The following is an 18,109-nucleotide window of genomic DNA, read 5'->3' on the forward strand; positions in this document are numbered from 1 at the left end:
AAAGTGTTAGATTGATCGCATTCATTCTAACACTTTTTCGTATTGTCCATGCTGTCCCGCAGGTCGCGTCTTCGCTACCATTAATTAAATTGTTTGAGTGCCTGGCACCTCCCTAAATCTTAAGAGTTTATGAATATTCATGAAGATATCATAAGAAATGGAACAAAATGCACAAAAAAACGTATAATTATGTAATCATCTAAAAGCAAAGGAAAAGGGGTTGAGTTTTTGAAGAAATTAAATATTACCGCACTAATAGTTTTATTAATGCTTGTTATGAGCTATGCTCTGCCTATTTCTGAGGCGAGCGCCGCACCTACTTTAGAGGTACAAGCTAAAACAGGAATTGCAGGAAAGGCAAAATATCAATCAGTTACGCCTTTGCAAGTAACTGTAAAAAATAACGGGCCTGATTTTTCTGGAGATATGGCGATCAATGCCTTTAATTCTTATCAAGCAGCTTCAGCACTAGTTGTGCCAATAGATATAGCAGCAGGTGAGGAAAAAACAGTTACACTTTATTTGGACGGTTTAGCTGATTATGGGTATTCCGATGGCGATGTTTTTGCCTTTTATGAGGGCAACATTGAAAAAGGAAAAAAAGTTGCTTATAAAGGAACAAAGCGGTTACAGGCGAATTTTTTAGAAGCCAATTCAACATTTATTTATACGTTAACAGATAAAAGCGACCGTTTGACTGCCTATTTAAAGTTACCGCAACTTTTTCCATCCAATAGTGTAGAAGTATTTAACTTAAATCAATTAAAAGACTACACATTACCTGATGTTGCACAAGGCTATGCAATGGCGGATATCATTGCAGTAGATGAGGTTGCCATAGCTGATTTAACGCAAAAACAGCAGGAAGCATTATTAAGATGGGTGCAAGATGGCGGTACATTATTGCTTGGCAGTTCTGAGCAAATCAATGCAACTGCAGGCATTTTTAAAGAATATTTGCCACTTACATTATCCCAACAAACGACGACTATTTCAGCAGATAGCTTAACGAAATTATCGGGAGGCGGTATTTTCACGCAGGCAATTTCGGTCTATACAGCAACGGAAAATGAAGGCAGTATCCCTGTTTTAAAAGACAATACTAATATTCTAGCTGCTAAGAAAAAGGTTGGTAGTGGAGAAATTGTCCAAACAACTTTTTCATTAGGAGACCAGCCATTAGCATCTATGGACGGCTATGCGGCATTAACAGCGAAAATGTTCGACATTCAAACTATGTCTCAGCAAACAGTGATGCAAGGTCAATCTACAATGGATCAGCTTTCTAGCGAGTTAGGTAGTATTAACGAATTATTCCCATCATTCGAAGTGTCCGTTAGCTATATGCTTATCGTCATTATTCTTTATATTTTAGTAATTGGTCCAATCCTTTACTTTGTATTAAAGAGAATGGATAAACGAGAGCATGCATGGTGGGTTATTCCTACGATTTCAGTGGTACTGTCGATTGTCCTATTTGTTTTTGGCGCAAAAGATCGTATTGTGCAGCCACAAGTACAACAATCCGCATTCTTTAAAGTAAATGAAGATAGCAGCGTGAATGGTTATTATGTAGAATCGATTTTAACAAATCGCAGTGGTGATTTTGTTGTGAATGCTGATAAAGATACGACTGCAGTAGCTTTCCGCAATAATTATAATCTTACAGGTTCAGTAGGCGCGTTACATGAATCGTCGTATATTAAGGAACACGCCAATGGATCCGCATTAACATTGCGCGATTTAAGTTATTGGTCTGTCCAATCTTTTGGGGGGAAAACAGCTGCTCAAAAGATAGGTAAAATGGATATTGATATTACATTGAAAAATGAAAAATTGTCTGGGACAGTTAAAAATAACTTCCCGTTTGCATTAAAGGATGTCACGGTTATTTCGGGTACAAAAGAAGTGAAGCTTGGTGATATTGAACCAAATGCTACACTGAAGGTGGACAAAGAGCTGAAAACAACAGTTCTTCAAAAACCAACACACTTTAATAATTATAATTATAACTATCCAAAGTCGAAGGAAGAGGTTGACCCATTACGCATTGAGCGCATGAAGTCTCAAGCCCTTCTATTACTAGAAAGTGAGAAACAACCTGTCATTACAGCTTGGGCAGAGCAAGCAATTGTAGGTGTAGAACTTGAAACAAGTGTCAACATGTCACCTATTTCTTATTTCGTACAGCCATTCGATGGAAAAGTTGAAATGTCAGGTCCATTTACGTTAAAACGTAATAACTTTTCATATAATTTGAGCACACAATCGCCAAATGCCGTTTTCGATAAAATAGATGAGCAATTAAATACTTGGTACATGTCAGAAGGTTTATATGAATTGTCGATAGAGATGCCAGACCATTTTATGGACTTTGTTCAAACCCTAGATGAACTTACAATTTCGAATAAAGATGTTCAACGAATGCAGTTATCCATTTGGAATAACAAAACGGGCGACTATGAACCGTTAGTTGATACGAAGCAAGTGTTTACAAATGATATTACGCAATACTTCAATGATAAGGGTAAGCTGCTGTTGGAGATTAAATTTGGACCAGATCAAACAGGCGAGCAGACAAAATTACCTGAAATAGAGCTGAAAGGAGTGGCGAAGTAATGATAGAGATTCGTGATTTAACGAAAAAATACGGCGCTTTCACAGCACTAGATCATTTAAATCTATCACTGGAGGAAGGTGTAGTATTTGGCTTTGTAGGGGCTAATGGTGCCGGAAAATCGACAACGTTTTCGATTTTAGCTACATTGCTATCCCCAACTTCAGGCGATGCATTGATCAATGGAAAAAGTGTGATTAAGGAACCGAAAGAAGTTCGGAAACAAATAGGCTATATGCCAGATTTCTTTGGTGTGTACGATCAACTTAAAGTAGATGAGTATTTAGACTTTTATGGGGCGAGTTATGGCATTGGCGCGCAGGAGCGTAAAGTTCTTATACCGCAGTTATTAGAGTTAGTTAATTTAACGAATAAACGTTTTGAATATGTTGATTTACTATCGCGTGGGATGAAGCAACGCCTTTGTTTAGCACGAGCTCTGATTCATGATCCAAAGGTCTTAATATTGGATGAACCTGCTTTAGGCCTAGATCCACGCGCACGAGTAGAGATGCGAGATATTTTAAGAAATTTAAAATCCATGGGGAAAACTATTTTAATCTCCTCGCATATTTTGCCAGAGCTAGCGGAAATGTGTGATGAAATCGGCGTTATTGATAATGGTAAATTGATTGCACATGGCAATGTTGCTTCCATTCAAGCTCAGCTACAAGGTGAAAAGCGAATCGTTATCAAAGTATCAGATTGTTTACAAGAGGTACGCGCATTTCTAGAGGAAGATCCATTAATTTCTTCAATAGATGTTATGGACAATCGTTTAGAAATTGCTTTTAACTATCGCGGCACAGATCAGGAACAAATAGTATTACTGAAAAAAGCGATGCTTGCAGATTTACCAATTTATGCATTAAGCGAGGAAGAAAAAGATTTAGAAGACGTCTTTATGGCGATTACGAAGGGAGCGGACAGTCAATGATGGAAAGGTTTTATAATCCCGTCCTTGTAAAAGAATTGAAGTTACGCTTCCGTTCTTTTAAAAGTTTTTCTGGTTTAATGTTTTATCTAGCGGTGATTTGTATTTTTATTGCAGGTTTCTTACTGCTGACAACAGAATTTACGGGCAAAGGGTTTTTTAGACCTGATACAAGTTTTATGATGTTTGCCGTACTAACAATATTGCAAATGGCACTCGTTCTTTTCATTACACCGAGTTTAACTGCTGGGGCAATTAGTAGTGAACGAGAAAAACAAACGTTAAATATTTTATTAACAACAACACAAAGCTCGACACAAATTATTATTGGTAAATTATTATCTTCGGTAGCATTTTTAGTATTGATGTTAGTCGCAGGGCTACCATTGTATAGTTTAGTCTTTCTATTTGGTGGGGTATCCCCTTCCCAACTAATTTCAATCTTTTTATTTTACCTATTAACAGTTGTTGCAATCGGTAGCGTTGGAGTTATGTTTTCAACTATTACGAAGAAAACGATTGTTGCTATGATTGCTACGTATGGCTCCATCATTTTCTTAGGAGGAATTACAGCATTTTTCTTCTTCCTATCAATGGCATTCCATCAAATGGGCAATACGATTGCTACAAGCTCGTCCTTTATGACGTACTTCTGGGCTTCGATTAATCCAGGTGCATTAATGCTTACGCTTATTTCGCCCTCTATGGGAGATGCGTTAGCAGAGCTAAGTGGCATTGATATACCGGTATGGATAACCTACTTACTAATTTATGTTTTGATTATTGTGTTAAGTTTAACGATTGCGATTAAGAAATTACGTGCCAATATGAAAAGTAATCGATGAGGAGGAAACAGCATGGAGCGTCGGAAGCAATTACGAAAATATATTCAGCGTGCACAACACAGTTTAACTTTTGAGAGAAGCCTACCTATTGCACAATACGGGTTGTTTTTAGCATTGCTTTCGAGTGCTTCACTTGTCCTCGTATCAAGATTATTTGTTTGGCCTTATTATCGTCAAATTGCTGTTGTTGTCTTTATACTTAGTATATTTGCAACAATTGTTATGATGTGGTGGCGACGTGTCAAAGAAAAGGAAGCATTGTATGCACTTGACTATTATTTTTCACATAATGAACTTGTAACGGCACTGTCTTTTAAAAACGACGATGACCCACTGATCCAATCTTTACTTGCAAAGGCGATTCAAAAGTCAGAACAAGCATTTGCTCAGTTTAAAGCAAGAAAGAAAAATTTGTTTCGACCTAAAGCATTTATTGGCCTCTTTGCCACAGCTATTGTTTTAGCAATACTTTATATGTTCCCAGCGGCAACGCAAATTGAAGCGATTGAAGTGGAAAAAGAAAAGGCTGTGATTGAGGACATAAAAAAAGAAGTGGCGAAGTTAGAAAAAAAAGCTGAGACAAAAGAAGTGAAAGAGCAGCTAAAAGAATTACAAAATACGTTAAAAGAAACGCAAACAGCGGAAGAAGCATTACGAGAAGTCGTGAAAAAGCAGAAGGAATTAGCTTTAAAAGAACAGCAATTAAAAGATAAGCAGACAGCGAATAAAGATGGTGCTGGCGATAAAAAAGCTTTATCACAAGAGGAACTCGAACAGTTGAAAGAGCTTGCCCAAATGCAGCAACAGCTTACACAAAGTGCAAATACAACGCAAACAGCGATGAGCAACTTAGGGAAACCGGCTAGTAATACATTGCAAAATGCCATTGCTAGTGCAAACAGCACAAATAATAATCAGCAAAACAGTGCAAATTCGAATCAACACTCTTCCGGTAACGCACAACCTAGTAGTCAACAAGGTCAAAATAATTCCCAGCAAGCAACAAGTAATGACCAGTCACAAGGAAAGCAACCAAGCCAAGAGTAAGGACAGGGTCAAGGACAAGGCTAAGGACAGGGGCAAGGTCAAGGTCAAGACCAAGGACAGGGTCAAGGTCAAGGTCAAGGAAGTGGTTCAGGTCTAGGAAAGGGTGCGGGGAGTGGTCAAGGAAGCCGAGATTTATTGACTACACCAAGGCTTGGCGGTTCTAGCGAAACGACTGTCGATAGTGGGCAATTAGGAGACGGTTCGCATGTTTCCGAGCAACAAGGTAATGGACCGATTACAAAAGGTACCATTAGACCGTATGATGAAGTGATTGGCTCCTATAAAGATAGCTATTTGGAAAGCTCACAGCGTTTACAATTGCCGAAGGATTTACAAAATGTCGTGCAATCTTATTTCACGACAATTGAGTCGCAGTAGGAGGAGAAAAAAATGGCATTTACAGAACAACAGTATGTCGAAACGGGTACGAAATTACAACAAGTAAAAGATGAAATTCATCGCTTTATTGTTGGACAAGAGGAAGCAATTGATTACACATTATATGCAGTCCTTGCAGATGGCCATGCACTGTTAGAGGGGCTTCCTGGTTTAGGGAAAACGATGCTTATTCGGACTATCTCTGAAGTGCTAGATTTATCGTTCTCACGTATTCAATTTACCCCAGATTTAATGCCTGCTGATATTACAGGAACAAGTATGATTGAGCGAACAGCAGATGGGAGACAGCAGTTTACATTCCAGCCAGGACCAATTTTTAGTCAAATGGTTTTAGCCGATGAAATTAACCGTGCTACACCTAAAACTCAAAGTGCGTTGCTTGAAGCGATGGGGGAAAAAACGGTAACGATTTTAGGAGATACGAAGAAAATGGCAAAACCATTTTTCGTCTTGGCAACACAAAACCCAATTGAAATGGAGGGTACATATCCTTTACCAGAAGCGCAAATGGACCGTTTCCTGTGCAAAATTCTCGTCCCATATCCAGAGAAAAATGAACTAATGGAAATTATGAAACGTACTACAGGTGCGCACGAAGTTAGCTTGCAAAAAGTGTTGGATACTGATGAACTAATTTTGGCACAACAAATGGTGAAGGAAGTACTAATTGCCGATGAGATGCTTGAGTTTGCAGCAGACCTTGTAGTGGCAACACATCCTGAAAAAGAAGATGCTATAGATGAAGTAAAGCGCTATGTCATGTATGGTAGCGGTCCACGTGGCTTACAAAGCTTAATTAAATTGGCAAAAGCTAGAGCACTGATGAGTGGACGTTTTCATGTATCTGTTGGGGATATTAAGTCAGTGGCGAAGCCCGTCTTACGTCACCGAATGCTGCTGAATTATGAAGGGGAGGCTTCAGGTAAGACAGCAGATGATGTGATAGACGTTATTTTAGAGAAAGTCCAACAAGGCGTAAGTCGATGACAAAAAATATTTTGCCCGAGGATTGGTTAGCGAAAATAAGTCGTTTCCAAGTGGCGACTGCCTCCAAATTGCGTGGCCAGCATAAAGGCTCGCATCGTTCGCAGCGCTTCGGGGCATCCCTCGATTTCTCTGATTTTCGCGAATATCATTTAGGTGATGATGTGCGACAAGTAGATTGGAACGTCTTTGCGAGAACCGATAAATATTTTATTAAACGTTTTTTAGATGAACAAGAAATGCGGGTGCATATTTTATTGGATGCAACAAAATCAATGGGTGAGCAAGTCAAATGGACATTTGCTCGGCAAATTGTTGCATCACTTGGTTTAATGGTACTTGGTCGTGATGATCGCTTATCATTTTCTTATGTGCAAGATGACGTGAAACCTCCATTTCGTCGTAAAGGGGCTATGTACCGTCGCGCATTTTTGCAAGTTGTTACAGATATAGAAGAAGCCAACTATACAGCAAGCTTTTCTCAAGGGGCATTAAAGGCTATACCAAAAGATAGCACAGTATTATTTATCGTAACAGATGGGCTTGAATCGATCGAGGAATGGGAACAGTTATTGAAAAGATTGCCTCGTTTTGCAGGAGATGTCCGCATTATACAAGTTGTCACAGAAGAAGAACTTCATCCGCAATATGCGGGAGATGTTCGTTTAGTGGATAGTGAAACAGGGCGTGATGTCAATGTCACGATGTCATCAAAAGTACTAGATACGTATGACACAAGGCGTCGCCTCCATGAAGAAGAGTTTGAAGCTATTTGCCGTCGCTTTGGTGTGCGTAAACTGCAGCTTAAGGTAGAAGACGGTTTGCAACATGCAATCTTTCAACAATTACTAAAAGCACATTGGATTAGGTGAGGTGAGCCGTTATGGGCTTTAGTCAAATTATTTTTAGCTGGACGGCCATCTTCCCGGTCATTGTCCTGCTCTATTATTTCTTCCGAAAAAAATATACCGATCAACCAGTGTCCTCAACACTTTTTTGGTCTGAAATTATGCAAGAAACAAGAGTTTCTCCATATTTAAAGCATTTACAAAAAAATGCATTACTGTATTTGCAATTGCTGGCATTACTTTTACTAGTGTTAACACTCATCAATCCTTATATGAAAAAAAGTACGATTGTGGGTGCACAGACGATTTTTATCGTGGATACATCAGCTACAATGTTAGCAGGGAAAGAGCAATCTACATTTGATGCTCATAAAAAAGAAATGCAATCATTGGTAGAACAGCTGGACGGACGACCTGTTACATTAATTACGACTGGCAATGCTCCACAAGCAGTGTTACAGCAAGAAACAAATGTAAAAACGATTGAAAAAACCATACAAGATTTACATGTAACATATGAAACTGCCCAAATGAATAAAGCGCTTGATGTGGCACAAGCTTTTGTTGGTGATAGTCCAACGTCAATTTATGTTTTCACAGATGCACTTGATAAAAAGCAATTACCGATGGAAAAGGAATCTGTGAAATGGCTTGTACACGGTTCTGCAAAAGATTTAACGAATGTTGCTATTACGCGCTTTGCTGCGACGACAGATGGTAAATCTACGATGGCGTTAGTGCAGCTCCAAAATGATACCGATAAAGAGCAAAAGCTAACACTTACACTACAAAATAGTAAAGGTGATGTACTAGTAGACGAACCTATTTCTTTGGCAGCAAACGAAGCAGTGTCTAAATCATTTAAAGATTTACCATTAATGGATACGGTGACAGCTAAAATTAATGTAAAAGATGATTATGCGATTGATAATATCCAATCAGTCGTGTTACAAACGGCTACAGCGAATATTGTAGTCGATCAAAACATGCATCAGCTTATTCAAAAAGGGTTTCAAGCTATTAATGACAACGTAAAAATTGTACCGCCCTTGCAGCTTGCGGATAATCAAGGAGCTACCATTGTAACGAATCAAACATCATTACTTCAAAAGATGGAGAGACCCATTGTATTATTTGGGCGGGATGATATTGAAAAAGTAGATGTTAATGGTGAAGTAAAAACAACGAGCGATGCTTTATTTGCATTTAGTGAGTTAAATGATATTTATGTCAGTGCTTTATATCCTCCATTCGATGATTATAAAACAATCGCCACAGTTGGAGAAAAACCATTTATCCAACGAACACCTGAAGGGGATATTATCGTCCTTGCTGATATTGCAGATACAGATTGGCCACTCTATCCATCGTTTCCTTTATTTTTATGGAGTGTGGAACAGCAATTATCTGAATCGGTAGGTTCCCTTGGGATTTTTGCACCAAATGAGCAACGTTCAGTCGCGTTATCACAGGGTGATTGGAGTGTTTATTCTCAGGATGATGAATTTTTATCGACTATTACGAATGGCTTACTAACTGCTCCAATGAAGCCAGGTATGTATACAGCTCGCTCAAACAGTGAGGAAAAGCGTCTTATCGTGCAACTACAAGCACAGGAACGTGTAATAGAAGAAGGAACAAGCTATACGCTTGGAGAGCTTCAGCAAAATGGCAAGGAAGAAGTGTCGAAAGCTTCGTTTGTACCTTGGCTAATACTCATTATTTTAAGTTTGCTTGTCGCAGAGTGGGAGGTGCAACGACGTCGTGGATTTACGAATTGATATGCCATTAGCGTTATTGTTATTACTGCCATTGTTTATGTATTTTGGATGGACTTATTGGCGCGAGCGCATGCTCTTGAAAAAAAGTCATCTAGTTGTACTGGGCATTCGAGTAATAGCCATCGTCTGTTTAGTTTTTGCATTGGCAGCACCTTATCTGTTATTGCCAGTAAAGGACGAGCAAGTATTATATTTAGTTGACCGCTCTGCTTCGATGAATCGTACAGAGGCAGAAATCGTTAGTTTTATAGAGGAAAGTTTGAAATCGAAAAAGGAAGATCAACTTGCAGGGATTTACTCATTTTCATCAACTCTCCAAACGGAAGCGATTTTATCAAAATCCTTAAAAGATGTTCCGAAATTTACTGAGGTTAAAGGAACAGACCAAACAAATATAGAACAAAGTCTTCAGCTTGCAACAGGTATTGTTGATCCGAAAAAGGCGACTAGACTTGTATTACTAACAGATGCCAATGAAACACAAGGCAATGCGTTAGAATTTGCCACGAAGCTAAAAGGCTCCAATATTAGTGTAGATGTCGTGCCGTTTCATCAAAATGTGACGAATGATGTGTCACTGAAAAGTTTTGTGACACCACAAATAGCTTACGTAGGTGAACAGCAACAGCTTGTGACGGAAGTCAATGCCACAGCGGCAGGGCAAGGTGAATTATTGCTGTACGAAAATGACAAACTGATTCATCGTGAGTCGGTGGAGCTTGCTCAAGGTTCCAATGTTTTTACTTATAAACATACGGCAACTGCAGAGGGGCTTGTGAAATATGAGGCGCTCGTGCAAGTTGGACAGGATGCCATTTTTGAAAATAATAAATTAACAAGTGTGACGATGGTACAAAGCGAGCCACATTTACTGATTGTCAATGGCTACGATACGGCATCACCAATTGCTGCAGCTCTAGGATCAAATTCAATTTCCTATGATGTTGTGGATGCAGCAAGCTTACCAAATGAACTGTCTAGTTATTTGCAATATAACGCGATTATTTTTGATAATGTTCCTGGACACTTAGTTGGAGAGGCGAAGATGAGCGTTATTGAACAGGCAGTGAAAAACTTTGGTGTTGGCTTTACAATGGTCGGCGGTGAAAATAGCTTCGGCTTGGGTGGTTATTTTAAAACACCGATTGAAACATTACTACCTGTTGAGATGGAGATAAAAGGCAAAGAACAATTGCCATCTTTAGGGCTCGTCATTGTACTTGACCGTTCAGGAAGTATGTATGGCTCAAAACTAGAGCTTGCGAAAGAAGCGGCGGCTCGATCTGTTGAAATGTTACGAGATGAAGATACGCTAGGATTTATCGCCTTTGATGATCGCCCTTGGGAAATCATCGAAACTGGACCATTAGGCAATAAAGAAGAAGCCGTCGATACGATTTTATCGGTTACGCCTGGTGGTGGTACAGAAATTTATCGTTCATTGGCAGCAGCCTATGATAGTTTAGCTGATTTAAAATTGCAAAGGAAACATATTATTTTACTTACAGATGGACAATCACAAGCTGGCAATTATGAGGATTTAATTGAAACGGGGAAAGAACAAGGAGTGACACTGTCAACTGTGGCGATTGGACAAGATGCTGATGGCAATCTTCTGCAAGGGCTAAGTGAAATGGGCAGTGGTCGCTTCTATGATGTCATCGATGAACAGACAATTCCTTCGATTTTATCACGTGAGACAGCGATGATTTCACGTACGTATATTGAAGACAATCCTTTCTATCCAACAATCTACAATGCATCTGGCTGGAATGCATTATTTGCGAATGGTGTGCCACAAATGAATGCCTACATTGGCACAACAACGAAGCAGGGAGCTGCTGTTATAGCAGAAAGTGAGAAAGAAGATCCGGTATTAGCACAATGGCAATATGGACTTGGTAAAACTTTTGCTTTCACATCCGATTCAACGGGGAAATGGGCTGGTGACTGGGCAAGATGGCAGGAATGGGGAACATTTTGGCAAACCATTATATCGCAAATGCTACCAAGTTATAATGATGTCGCCTATGATGTACGTCTTGATACAGATGGTTCATTTATTATCACCGATCCGACAAATGAAGCAGCATTTTTAGATATTGTTGCTGTCGATGAAGCTGGTGAGGAGCTTGATATACAGCTTGAAACGCTATCTGCCTCGCAAGTACGCGCGGTTGTCCAAGCGAAGCCTGGTTTGATTTTCTTCCGCATCGCTGATGAAGAGCAGGCTATTTACCAAGCAGGTCTTAGTGTACCTTACAGTGCTGAATATGAATTACGTCCTGTGAATGAAACCGTAGTAGAGCAACTAACAAAGCAAACTGGCGGCTCAGTGTTGAAAGAACCACAAGAAGTGTTCCGTGATTTCACAAACAAAGGAGCAGAGCGCCAAAATATTGCGACATGGCTACTCTTAGCAGGGATGTTGCTATTCTTCTTGGATATTACGATTCGACGCTTTGGTTGGCGCTTTATAACAAGTCGCAGGCACAATGAAAAGCCTGTAGACGAAACAGCCGTGCAGGTGGAAAACACCAATGTTGCGCAGTTATTAAAAGGCATGAAAAAACGCTCATAATAAAAAGATGGCACATTGCGAAAAAAGCATGTGCCATCTTTTTTTGAACATAGCTACTTAGTAATAAGAATAGACGGTGCGGTTTTCCGAAGACTGCTCGCGATGATAATGCCGAGACATGCCCCAATCAAACTAGATGTCAAAAAGGCGGGCATAAAAAATAATGCAGCTACGGATGTTCCCATAAATAATTGCGCATAAGGTACAGCGATTAGTGAAGCAAGGATACCTGTGCCGAATACTTCACCAACTCCTGCTAGCCATTTCTTGCCGCTATATTTATAAGCAAAAGCAGCACATGCTGCACCGATGACACTTCCGGGGATCGCTAAAAGAGAGCCTGTGCCTGTTAGTATGCGAATAATGGCTGTTAGCAAAGCAACGATAATGGTAGGCACAGGCCCTAGTAAAATGGCACCGATAACATTAATAGCATGTTGTACAGGATAGGCACGAGCAATCCCAGTTGGAATCGAGACAAATATAGAGCCTGCTACAGCAATAGCAACCAATAAAGCCATGATAGTTAGTTTTTGAATAGCCATGATAGTTCCTCCTTTATTTTATAGAACATGTGGAATTGTTGGTAAAACGACCTAATGGATGACAAAAAGACCGCTCCCCCTAAACAAAAGGAAGCGGTCTTGTATTTGATAATGACACAATAAGCAAGAGTCGCCACTTCCCTCCGCTAGTGTGAACTAGATCAGGTTCAAAGGGTCCGTATATGACCATATACGTCTCAGCCTTGTAAAGACTCCCCTAGTGGTAAACATGATATTAAATTTCTACTAATAAATGTAACATAACATCTATATTAGTCAACGCTATTTCACATTATTTCGAGTCAGGTTGCATAAGATGTGGCGCCTTTTTTAAAGTCCAAATAAGTGCTAAGAAGAAGCAGGCCATTAAAATAATTGCCCCGAAAATATAAGGACTATTTATATTCCAATCAAAAAGAACGCCTGCTAGTGCAGGCCCAATCATATTGCCGAGACTCATATACGCATTATTAAGACCAGCGGCAAAGCCTTGCTCATTTTCAGCCAGTTTAGAAATTAATGTGTTAACGGCAGGGCGAATTAGTGTAGTGGCTGTTGAGAAAACCGTTGCAACAATTAATATTAGTGCAAAACCAGATACAAATAATATTGCATAAATTGCTACAGCCGCAATAAATAAATTGACTAACACAACTTTCATTTCACCAAAACGTTTAAAGAGTGGTGTAATGACAAACATTTGAACAATAACACCAAATGCACCACCTACAGTCAGCAAGATAGCAATATCGGCAGGCGTGTAATTAAACTTGTCCGTTACAAATAATGATAATGTCGTTTGAAAATTAGCGATGCCAAACGAGAATACTAGCATAATAATAAGCATGACAAAGTATGGCATTTTGACTGAACGTACCATCTGCTTTGCAAGATTTTCTTGTTTTTGAGCTTTCTGAGCTGCAGTGGGCTTTGTGGAAGGTAGTAAAAATACCGATAGAATAGAAGCAATAATAGCTGCTCCACCAGCCGTAAAGAATGGGAAATGCAAGCTAACTTTCGATAGAAACCCGCCAATACCAGGTCCAATCATAAAACCAAGAGACATGGCAGCTCCTAACATGCCCATTCCTTTTCCTCGTTCTTCATACGTTGTGACATCTGCCACAAACGCCATAATAGGCGGTGCAACAAAGGCTGAACCTAAACCACCTAAGAAACGGGCAACAAAAAGCATCCATACATCTGTAGATAAACCAAATGAAATTTGCCCAAGGCCAGTGACAATCAGACCAAAGATAATCAAATTTTTTCGACCATATCGATCTGAGAGATTCCCAGCAATTGGAGAAAAAACGAATTGTGCTAAGGCGAACGTTGCAATTAGCATGCCAAGAACTTGTCCTGCTGCTCCAAATATTTTTAAATACTCTGGCATAACAGGAATAATAATCCCAATACTCCCCATTGCGATAAACATATTAAACATTAAAATATACAACGCGGCCTTATTAGACTTCTGCTGGGTCATCGAATACCCCCCTTTATTTACTATTAAAACATTACTAAAGTCTATCATAAAGAAATAATGCTTGGCTATCAGATTATAGTCGTAGGTAGCTGTCATGGTTATGATACAAGTACAAGGCGACAGAATAAAGAAAATTGCCACTAAAAATCATGAATCGCCACCAATTGCCGTAGCGGACATCAACAGTCCCATCAAAAAAGTGTTAGATTGATGGCTGTCAATCTAACACTTTTTTGGCTTCGTTTCTTTCGTATTTATCGAATACTCATTTTAAATTCTAAAAATAATTCATTGTATTTCCCTAAATAATCGGGTCCTAGGTTTTTATAGACTTCTAACGTTTTGCGTTGTTCTTCTGAAGGGTAGAATCGCTCATCAGCAATAACTTCTTTATCCATTAAGCTCATTGCTGCAGTATTTGGAGTAGAGTAGCCTACATAATCTGCATTTTGAGCTCCAGATTCCGCATTTAACATAAAGTTAATGAAAGCATGTGCGCCATCAATATTTTTCGAAGTTTTCGGGATTACCATATTATCAAACCACAAGTTCGAACCTTCTTCTGGCACAGCAAAGTCTAAATCTTCATTTTCTGATAGCATATCTGCGGCTTGACCAGACCAAGTGAGTGCGATGGCTGCTTCGTTATTAATCATAAGCGGTGTAATCTCATCACCAATAATCGCTTTTACGTTTGGTGCGAGTGTAATCAGTTTGTCTGTGTCCTGACGTAACTCTTGGTCATCTAACGAGTTCAGGGAGTGTCCAAGACTGTTCAAACCCATACCGATGACTTCACGTGCACCGTCTACTAAAAAGACTTTACGTTTTAAAGAAGGATCCCATAAGTCTTGCCATGAAGAGAAATCTAAGTTACCTACTAAATCCGGATTATAGACAATGCCAACTGTGCCCCAAAAATAAGGAACAGAGTATTTATTGTTATCATCAAATGGCAAATCTAAAAAATAAGGGTCGATATTTTTAAAGTTCGGGATTTTTGTTTTATCTAAAGGAAGTAATAAATGTTCTTCCTTCATTTTTTCAATCATGTACTCAGAGGGCACAGCAATATCGTATGCCGTCCCACCTTGCTTAATTTTCGTCATCATGGCCTCATTGGAATCAAATGTTTCGTAAATGACATGGATGCCTGTTTCTTTTTCAAATTGCTTTAGTAAATCGGGGTCTATATATTCGCCCCAGTTAAAAATAGTTAATGTATCTTTTCCACTTTTACCACCGGTAGCGCTCATTGCATCAGCCGCGTACACTAACAGGGCGGAGACGACAAGTATGGCGATGGTAGCTTGAATTAAAGACTTCATTGTTGTCCCTCCGTTCTTTTACTCGTACGACTTGTGAAGAAATAATAGCCGACTACTACTATAATTGTAACGAAGAATACTAAACCAGAAATGGCGTTCACTGTCAGAGAAATACCAGCACGTGCCATCGAGTAAATTTCAACAGATAAAGTACTAAAGCCATTTCCTGTCACGAAAAATGTTACAGCAAAGTCATCTAGTGAATACGTTAAAGCGAGAAAGAAACCAGCAAAAATCCCTGGTTGGATATACGGTAAAATAACGCGCATCATAACATCTTTTTTCGTTGCGCCAAGATCTAAAGCCGCATCAATTAACGACTTATTCATCTCTAATAATTTTGGTAAAACCATCAGTACAACAATAGGAACACTAAACGCGACATGGGCTAATAATACTGAAGCGAAGCCCAGTTTAATGCCTACCATTGTAAATAAAATTAAAAAGCTTGCACCGATAATAACATCTGGACTCACGATTAATACATTATTTAAGGAAAGCAGGGTATTGCGCATTTTCGAATCTTTTACTGTAACGATCCCGATTGCGCCTAGTGTGCCAATAATTGTGGAAATCAGTGCAGAAAGCAAAGCCACAATCACCGTATTAATTAAAATAACGAGTAATCTAGAATCCTCGAATACAGCTTTATAATGATCCAATGTGAAGGATTGGAAGTTTGTCATGGAATCCCCACTATTGAATGAGTAAAAGACTAAGTAAAAAATAGGAGCATACAGGACGATAAAAACAATCGCTAAATACACTTTTGCAGATGTGGACAGTTTGCTCATCGTACGCGACCTCCTTTATCCTTTTGACCCGTAATGAACATGATGATTACCATAAATAAAATTAAAAATACGGCAATCGTTGAACCCATGCCCCAATTTTGCGTTACAAGGAATTGTTGCTCAATTGCTGTACCGAGCGTAATAACGCGGTTTCCTGCAATTAAGCGCGTAATCATGAAAAGTGATAAAGCAGGGATGAAAACAACTTGAATTCCTGATTTAACACCGTCCATTGTTAGTGGCAGTACAACGCGACGGAATGTTGTAAAGGCTGAAGCACCTAAGTCACGAGCTGCGTAGACAAGGGTTGGGTTAAGACGATCCAACGAGTTGAAAATTGGTAAAATCATAAAGGGAATAAAAATATAAACGGATACGAAGACAAAGCTCATATCAGTAAATAGCATTTGCTTCGGATCAAAGCCGAATACTTCAATGGCTGCATTGATAGGACCATATAAACCGAATATCCCTATAAACGCATATGTTTTTAACAAAAGATTAATCCACGAAGGAATAATAATGAGCAATAGCCATAGCTGTTTGTGTTTGGTCTTCGTTAAAAAATAAGCTGTTGGGTATGAAATCAGCAATGTAAAGAATGTGATTAAAAACGCATACCAAAACGAACTAAGTGTCATTTTTAAATAGACAGATGTAAAAAATGCTTTGTAGTTATTGAGCGTAAAATTGCCATGTAAATCTAGTAGGGAGTAGTAAACAACGAGGGCAATCGGCGCAATAACAAATAGTGCAATCCATAAAACGTATGGAAATAACGCTGATTTCGAAGTTTTAGTTTGCATCTTCGTCATCTCCATAGGATTCTAGACGTTTATCGAACTCTTCCTCAGTTTCATTTAGGCGCATTACATGAATGGCTTCTGAATCAAAGTCTAAACCTATTTCTGTCCCTACTTCAGCTTTCTTCAATGAATGGACAAGCCACTCATTACCAGCTTTATCGTAAGTGGAGAGCTCATAATGGACTCCACGGAATAATTGTGTATCAACTTTAACAATTAGTTTTCCTTTGTCGACTGTTGTGATTTCCAAATCTTCTGGACGAATAACAATATCGATTTTTTCATTTGGTTTCATTCCTTGGTCAACACATTCAAACACTTTCCCAGCAAACTCCACTTTAAAATCTTCTATCATAACGCCGTTAACAATATTTGATTCTCCGATAAAGTCGGCAACAAAACGGTTAATGGGTTCATCATAAATATCTACTGGTGTACCTGATTGTTGAATTTGCCCTTCGCTTAAGACAAATATTTCATCACTCATGGCAAGTGCCTCTTCTTGGTCGTGTGTGACAAATACAAATGTTTTACCAAGTCGTTGTTGTAATTCACGTAGTTCATACTGCATTTCTGTACGAAGTTTTAAATCAAGCGCAGAAAGAGGCTCGTCGAGTAAAATAACTTCTGGATCATTAACAATAGCTCGTGCAATTGCAACACGTTGACGCTGACCACCTGACATTTCAGAAATTTCTCGATTGCCATAGCCGGCTAAGTTGACAAATTTTAGCGCTTCTCCAACACGTTCTTTAATGTTATTTTCAGGAAGTTTTTTAATGCGTAATCCAAATGCTACATTTTCAAAAACATTTAGATGTGGAAATAACGCATAATCCTGAAATACTGTGTTCACTTGACGTTCATTGGCTGGAACAGTGTTAATTTTTTTATCGTGGAAAAACACATCGCCTGTAGTTGGTTCTGTGAAACCAGCAATAATGCGTAATATTGTTGTTTTACCGCAACCTGACGGACCAAGCAATGTATAGAACTTCCCTTTTTCAAGCTCTAAGTTAATATTTTTTAGGACGACTGTGCCGTCACTATATGATTTTGATACATTTTCAAAGCGGATAATAGAATTTGTTGTCATTGAAGCGCCTCCTTA

Annotated in this window: 15 protein-coding genes and 1 riboswitch; of the genes, 9 read left to right on the plus strand and 6 right to left on the minus strand. The window is 39.0% G+C overall.

Going from position 1 to position 18,109, the window contains the following annotated elements:
- The first annotated feature begins 228 nt into the window (after positions 1 to 228).
- The 9 genes from LO754_RS03740 to LO754_RS03780 all read left to right on the plus strand — a co-directional run bounded on the left by LO754_RS03740 (position 229) and on the right by LO754_RS03780 (position 12,036).
- On the plus strand, positions 229 to 2,619 hold the full coding sequence (locus tag LO754_RS03740) for a hypothetical protein (protein WP_231785641.1): 2,391 nt from the start codon (positions 229 to 231) through the stop codon (positions 2,617 to 2,619).
- On the plus strand, positions 2,619 to 3,554 hold the full coding sequence (locus LO754_RS03745; protein WP_231785642.1) for an ABC transporter ATP-binding protein: 936 nt from the start codon (positions 2,619 to 2,621) through the stop codon (positions 3,552 to 3,554). Before LO754_RS03740 ends, LO754_RS03745 begins: the two co-directional genes overlap by 1 nt.
- Complete coding sequence (locus LO754_RS03750) at positions 3,551 to 4,396, plus strand: ABC transporter permease (protein ID WP_024362235.1); 846 nt, start codon at positions 3,551 to 3,553, stop codon at positions 4,394 to 4,396. The genes LO754_RS03745 and LO754_RS03750 overlap by 4 nt, the downstream gene beginning before the upstream one ends.
- Before the next feature lie 12 nt (positions 4,397 to 4,408).
- Complete coding sequence (locus LO754_RS03755; protein WP_231785643.1) at positions 4,409 to 5,443, plus strand: hypothetical protein; 1,035 nt, start codon at positions 4,409 to 4,411, stop codon at positions 5,441 to 5,443.
- Between the two features lie 135 nt (positions 5,444 to 5,578).
- Positions 5,579 to 5,821, plus strand: a complete 243-nt coding sequence (locus tag LO754_RS03760; RefSeq protein WP_231785644.1) for a hypothetical protein — start codon at positions 5,579 to 5,581, stop codon at positions 5,819 to 5,821.
- Positions 5,822 to 5,833: 12 nt separating this feature from the next.
- Positions 5,834 to 6,829 (plus strand): AAA family ATPase, encoded by a 996-nt coding sequence (locus tag LO754_RS03765; RefSeq protein ID WP_024362233.1) that lies wholly within the window; start codon positions 5,834 to 5,836, stop codon positions 6,827 to 6,829.
- Positions 6,826 to 7,698 carry a DUF58 domain-containing protein gene (locus LO754_RS03770; RefSeq protein WP_024362232.1) on the plus strand — a complete coding sequence of 291 codons (873 nt, stop codon included), beginning with the start codon at positions 6,826 to 6,828 and terminating at the stop codon, positions 7,696 to 7,698. Before LO754_RS03765 ends, LO754_RS03770 begins: the two co-directional genes overlap by 4 nt.
- Positions 7,699 to 7,709: 11 nt before the next feature.
- The gene (locus tag LO754_RS03775) at positions 7,710 to 9,455 is read left to right on the plus strand and encodes a vWA domain-containing protein (RefSeq protein ID WP_231785645.1); all 1,746 of its coding nucleotides are present in this window, start codon (positions 7,710 to 7,712) and stop codon (positions 9,453 to 9,455) included.
- Positions 9,439 to 12,036 carry a VWA domain-containing protein gene (locus tag LO754_RS03780; protein WP_231785646.1) on the plus strand — a complete coding sequence of 866 codons (2,598 nt, stop codon included), beginning with the start codon at positions 9,439 to 9,441 and terminating at the stop codon, positions 12,034 to 12,036. Before LO754_RS03775 ends, LO754_RS03780 begins: the two co-directional genes overlap by 17 nt.
- A 53-nt stretch (positions 12,037 to 12,089) precedes the next feature.
- On the opposite strand, the gene thiW is transcribed toward LO754_RS03780, so the two are convergent.
- The 6 genes from thiW to LO754_RS03810 form a co-directional block, all read right to left on the minus strand.
- Complete coding sequence (thiW, locus tag LO754_RS03785) at positions 12,090 to 12,581, minus strand: energy coupling factor transporter S component ThiW (RefSeq protein ID WP_024362229.1); 492 nt, start codon at positions 12,579 to 12,581, stop codon at positions 12,090 to 12,092.
- Between the two features lie 121 nt (positions 12,582 to 12,702).
- Positions 12,703 to 12,810: riboswitch (TPP riboswitch) on the minus strand.
- Positions 12,811 to 12,873: 63 nt separating this feature from the next.
- Positions 12,874 to 14,070, minus strand: a complete 1,197-nt coding sequence (locus tag LO754_RS03790; RefSeq protein ID WP_024362228.1) for an MFS transporter — start codon at positions 14,068 to 14,070, stop codon at positions 12,874 to 12,876.
- Between the two features lie 254 nt (positions 14,071 to 14,324).
- Positions 14,325 to 15,398, minus strand: a complete 1,074-nt coding sequence (locus LO754_RS03795; protein WP_231785647.1) for an ABC transporter substrate-binding protein — start codon at positions 15,396 to 15,398, stop codon at positions 14,325 to 14,327.
- Positions 15,395 to 16,192 (minus strand): ABC transporter permease, encoded by a 798-nt coding sequence (locus tag LO754_RS03800; protein ID WP_024362226.1) that lies wholly within the window; start codon positions 16,190 to 16,192, stop codon positions 15,395 to 15,397. Before LO754_RS03800 ends, LO754_RS03795 begins: the two co-directional genes overlap by 4 nt.
- On the minus strand, positions 16,189 to 16,998 hold the full coding sequence (locus LO754_RS03805; protein WP_024362225.1) for an ABC transporter permease: 810 nt from the start codon (positions 16,996 to 16,998) through the stop codon (positions 16,189 to 16,191). The genes LO754_RS03800 and LO754_RS03805 overlap by 4 nt, the downstream gene beginning before the upstream one ends.
- The gene (locus tag LO754_RS03810; RefSeq protein WP_231785648.1) at positions 16,988 to 18,094 is read right to left on the minus strand and encodes an ABC transporter ATP-binding protein; all 1,107 of its coding nucleotides are present in this window, start codon (positions 18,092 to 18,094) and stop codon (positions 16,988 to 16,990) included. Before LO754_RS03810 ends, LO754_RS03805 begins: the two co-directional genes overlap by 11 nt.
- Between the last annotated feature and the right edge of the window lie 15 nt (positions 18,095 to 18,109).

The sequence above is a fragment of the Lysinibacillus sp. GJ-1 genome, assembly GCF_021166035.1.
GTDB lineage: Bacteria > Bacillota > Bacilli > Bacillales_A > Planococcaceae > Lysinibacillus > Lysinibacillus sphaericus.

Coding starts and splice junctions, on each gene's coding strand:
- LO754_RS03805 (WP_024362225.1), bottom strand. CDS start 16,998: ATGCAAACTAAAACTTCGAAATCAGCGTTATTTCCATACGTTTTATGG.
- LO754_RS03790 (WP_024362228.1), bottom strand. CDS start 14,070: ATGACCCAGCAGAAGTCTAATAAGGCCGCGTTGTATATTTTAATGTTT.
- LO754_RS03775 (WP_231785645.1), top strand. CDS start 7,710: ATGGGCTTTAGTCAAATTATTTTTAGCTGGACGGCCATCTTCCCGGTC.
- LO754_RS03800 (WP_024362226.1), bottom strand. CDS start 16,192: ATGAGCAAACTGTCCACATCTGCAAAAGTGTATTTAGCGATTGTTTTT.
- LO754_RS03765 (WP_024362233.1), top strand. CDS start 5,834: ATGGCATTTACAGAACAACAGTATGTCGAAACGGGTACGAAATTACAA.
- LO754_RS03750 (WP_024362235.1), top strand. CDS start 3,551: ATGATGGAAAGGTTTTATAATCCCGTCCTTGTAAAAGAATTGAAGTTA.
- LO754_RS03770 (WP_024362232.1), top strand. CDS start 6,826: ATGACAAAAAATATTTTGCCCGAGGATTGGTTAGCGAAAATAAGTCGT.
- LO754_RS03745 (WP_231785642.1), top strand. CDS start 2,619: ATGATAGAGATTCGTGATTTAACGAAAAAATACGGCGCTTTCACAGCA.
- thiW (WP_024362229.1), bottom strand. CDS start 12,581: ATGGCTATTCAAAAACTAACTATCATGGCTTTATTGGTTGCTATTGCT.
- LO754_RS03755 (WP_231785643.1), top strand. CDS start 4,409: ATGGAGCGTCGGAAGCAATTACGAAAATATATTCAGCGTGCACAACAC.
- LO754_RS03795 (WP_231785647.1), bottom strand. CDS start 15,398: ATGAAGTCTTTAATTCAAGCTACCATCGCCATACTTGTCGTCTCCGCC.
- LO754_RS03810 (WP_231785648.1), bottom strand. CDS start 18,094: ATGACAACAAATTCTATTATCCGCTTTGAAAATGTATCAAAATCATAT.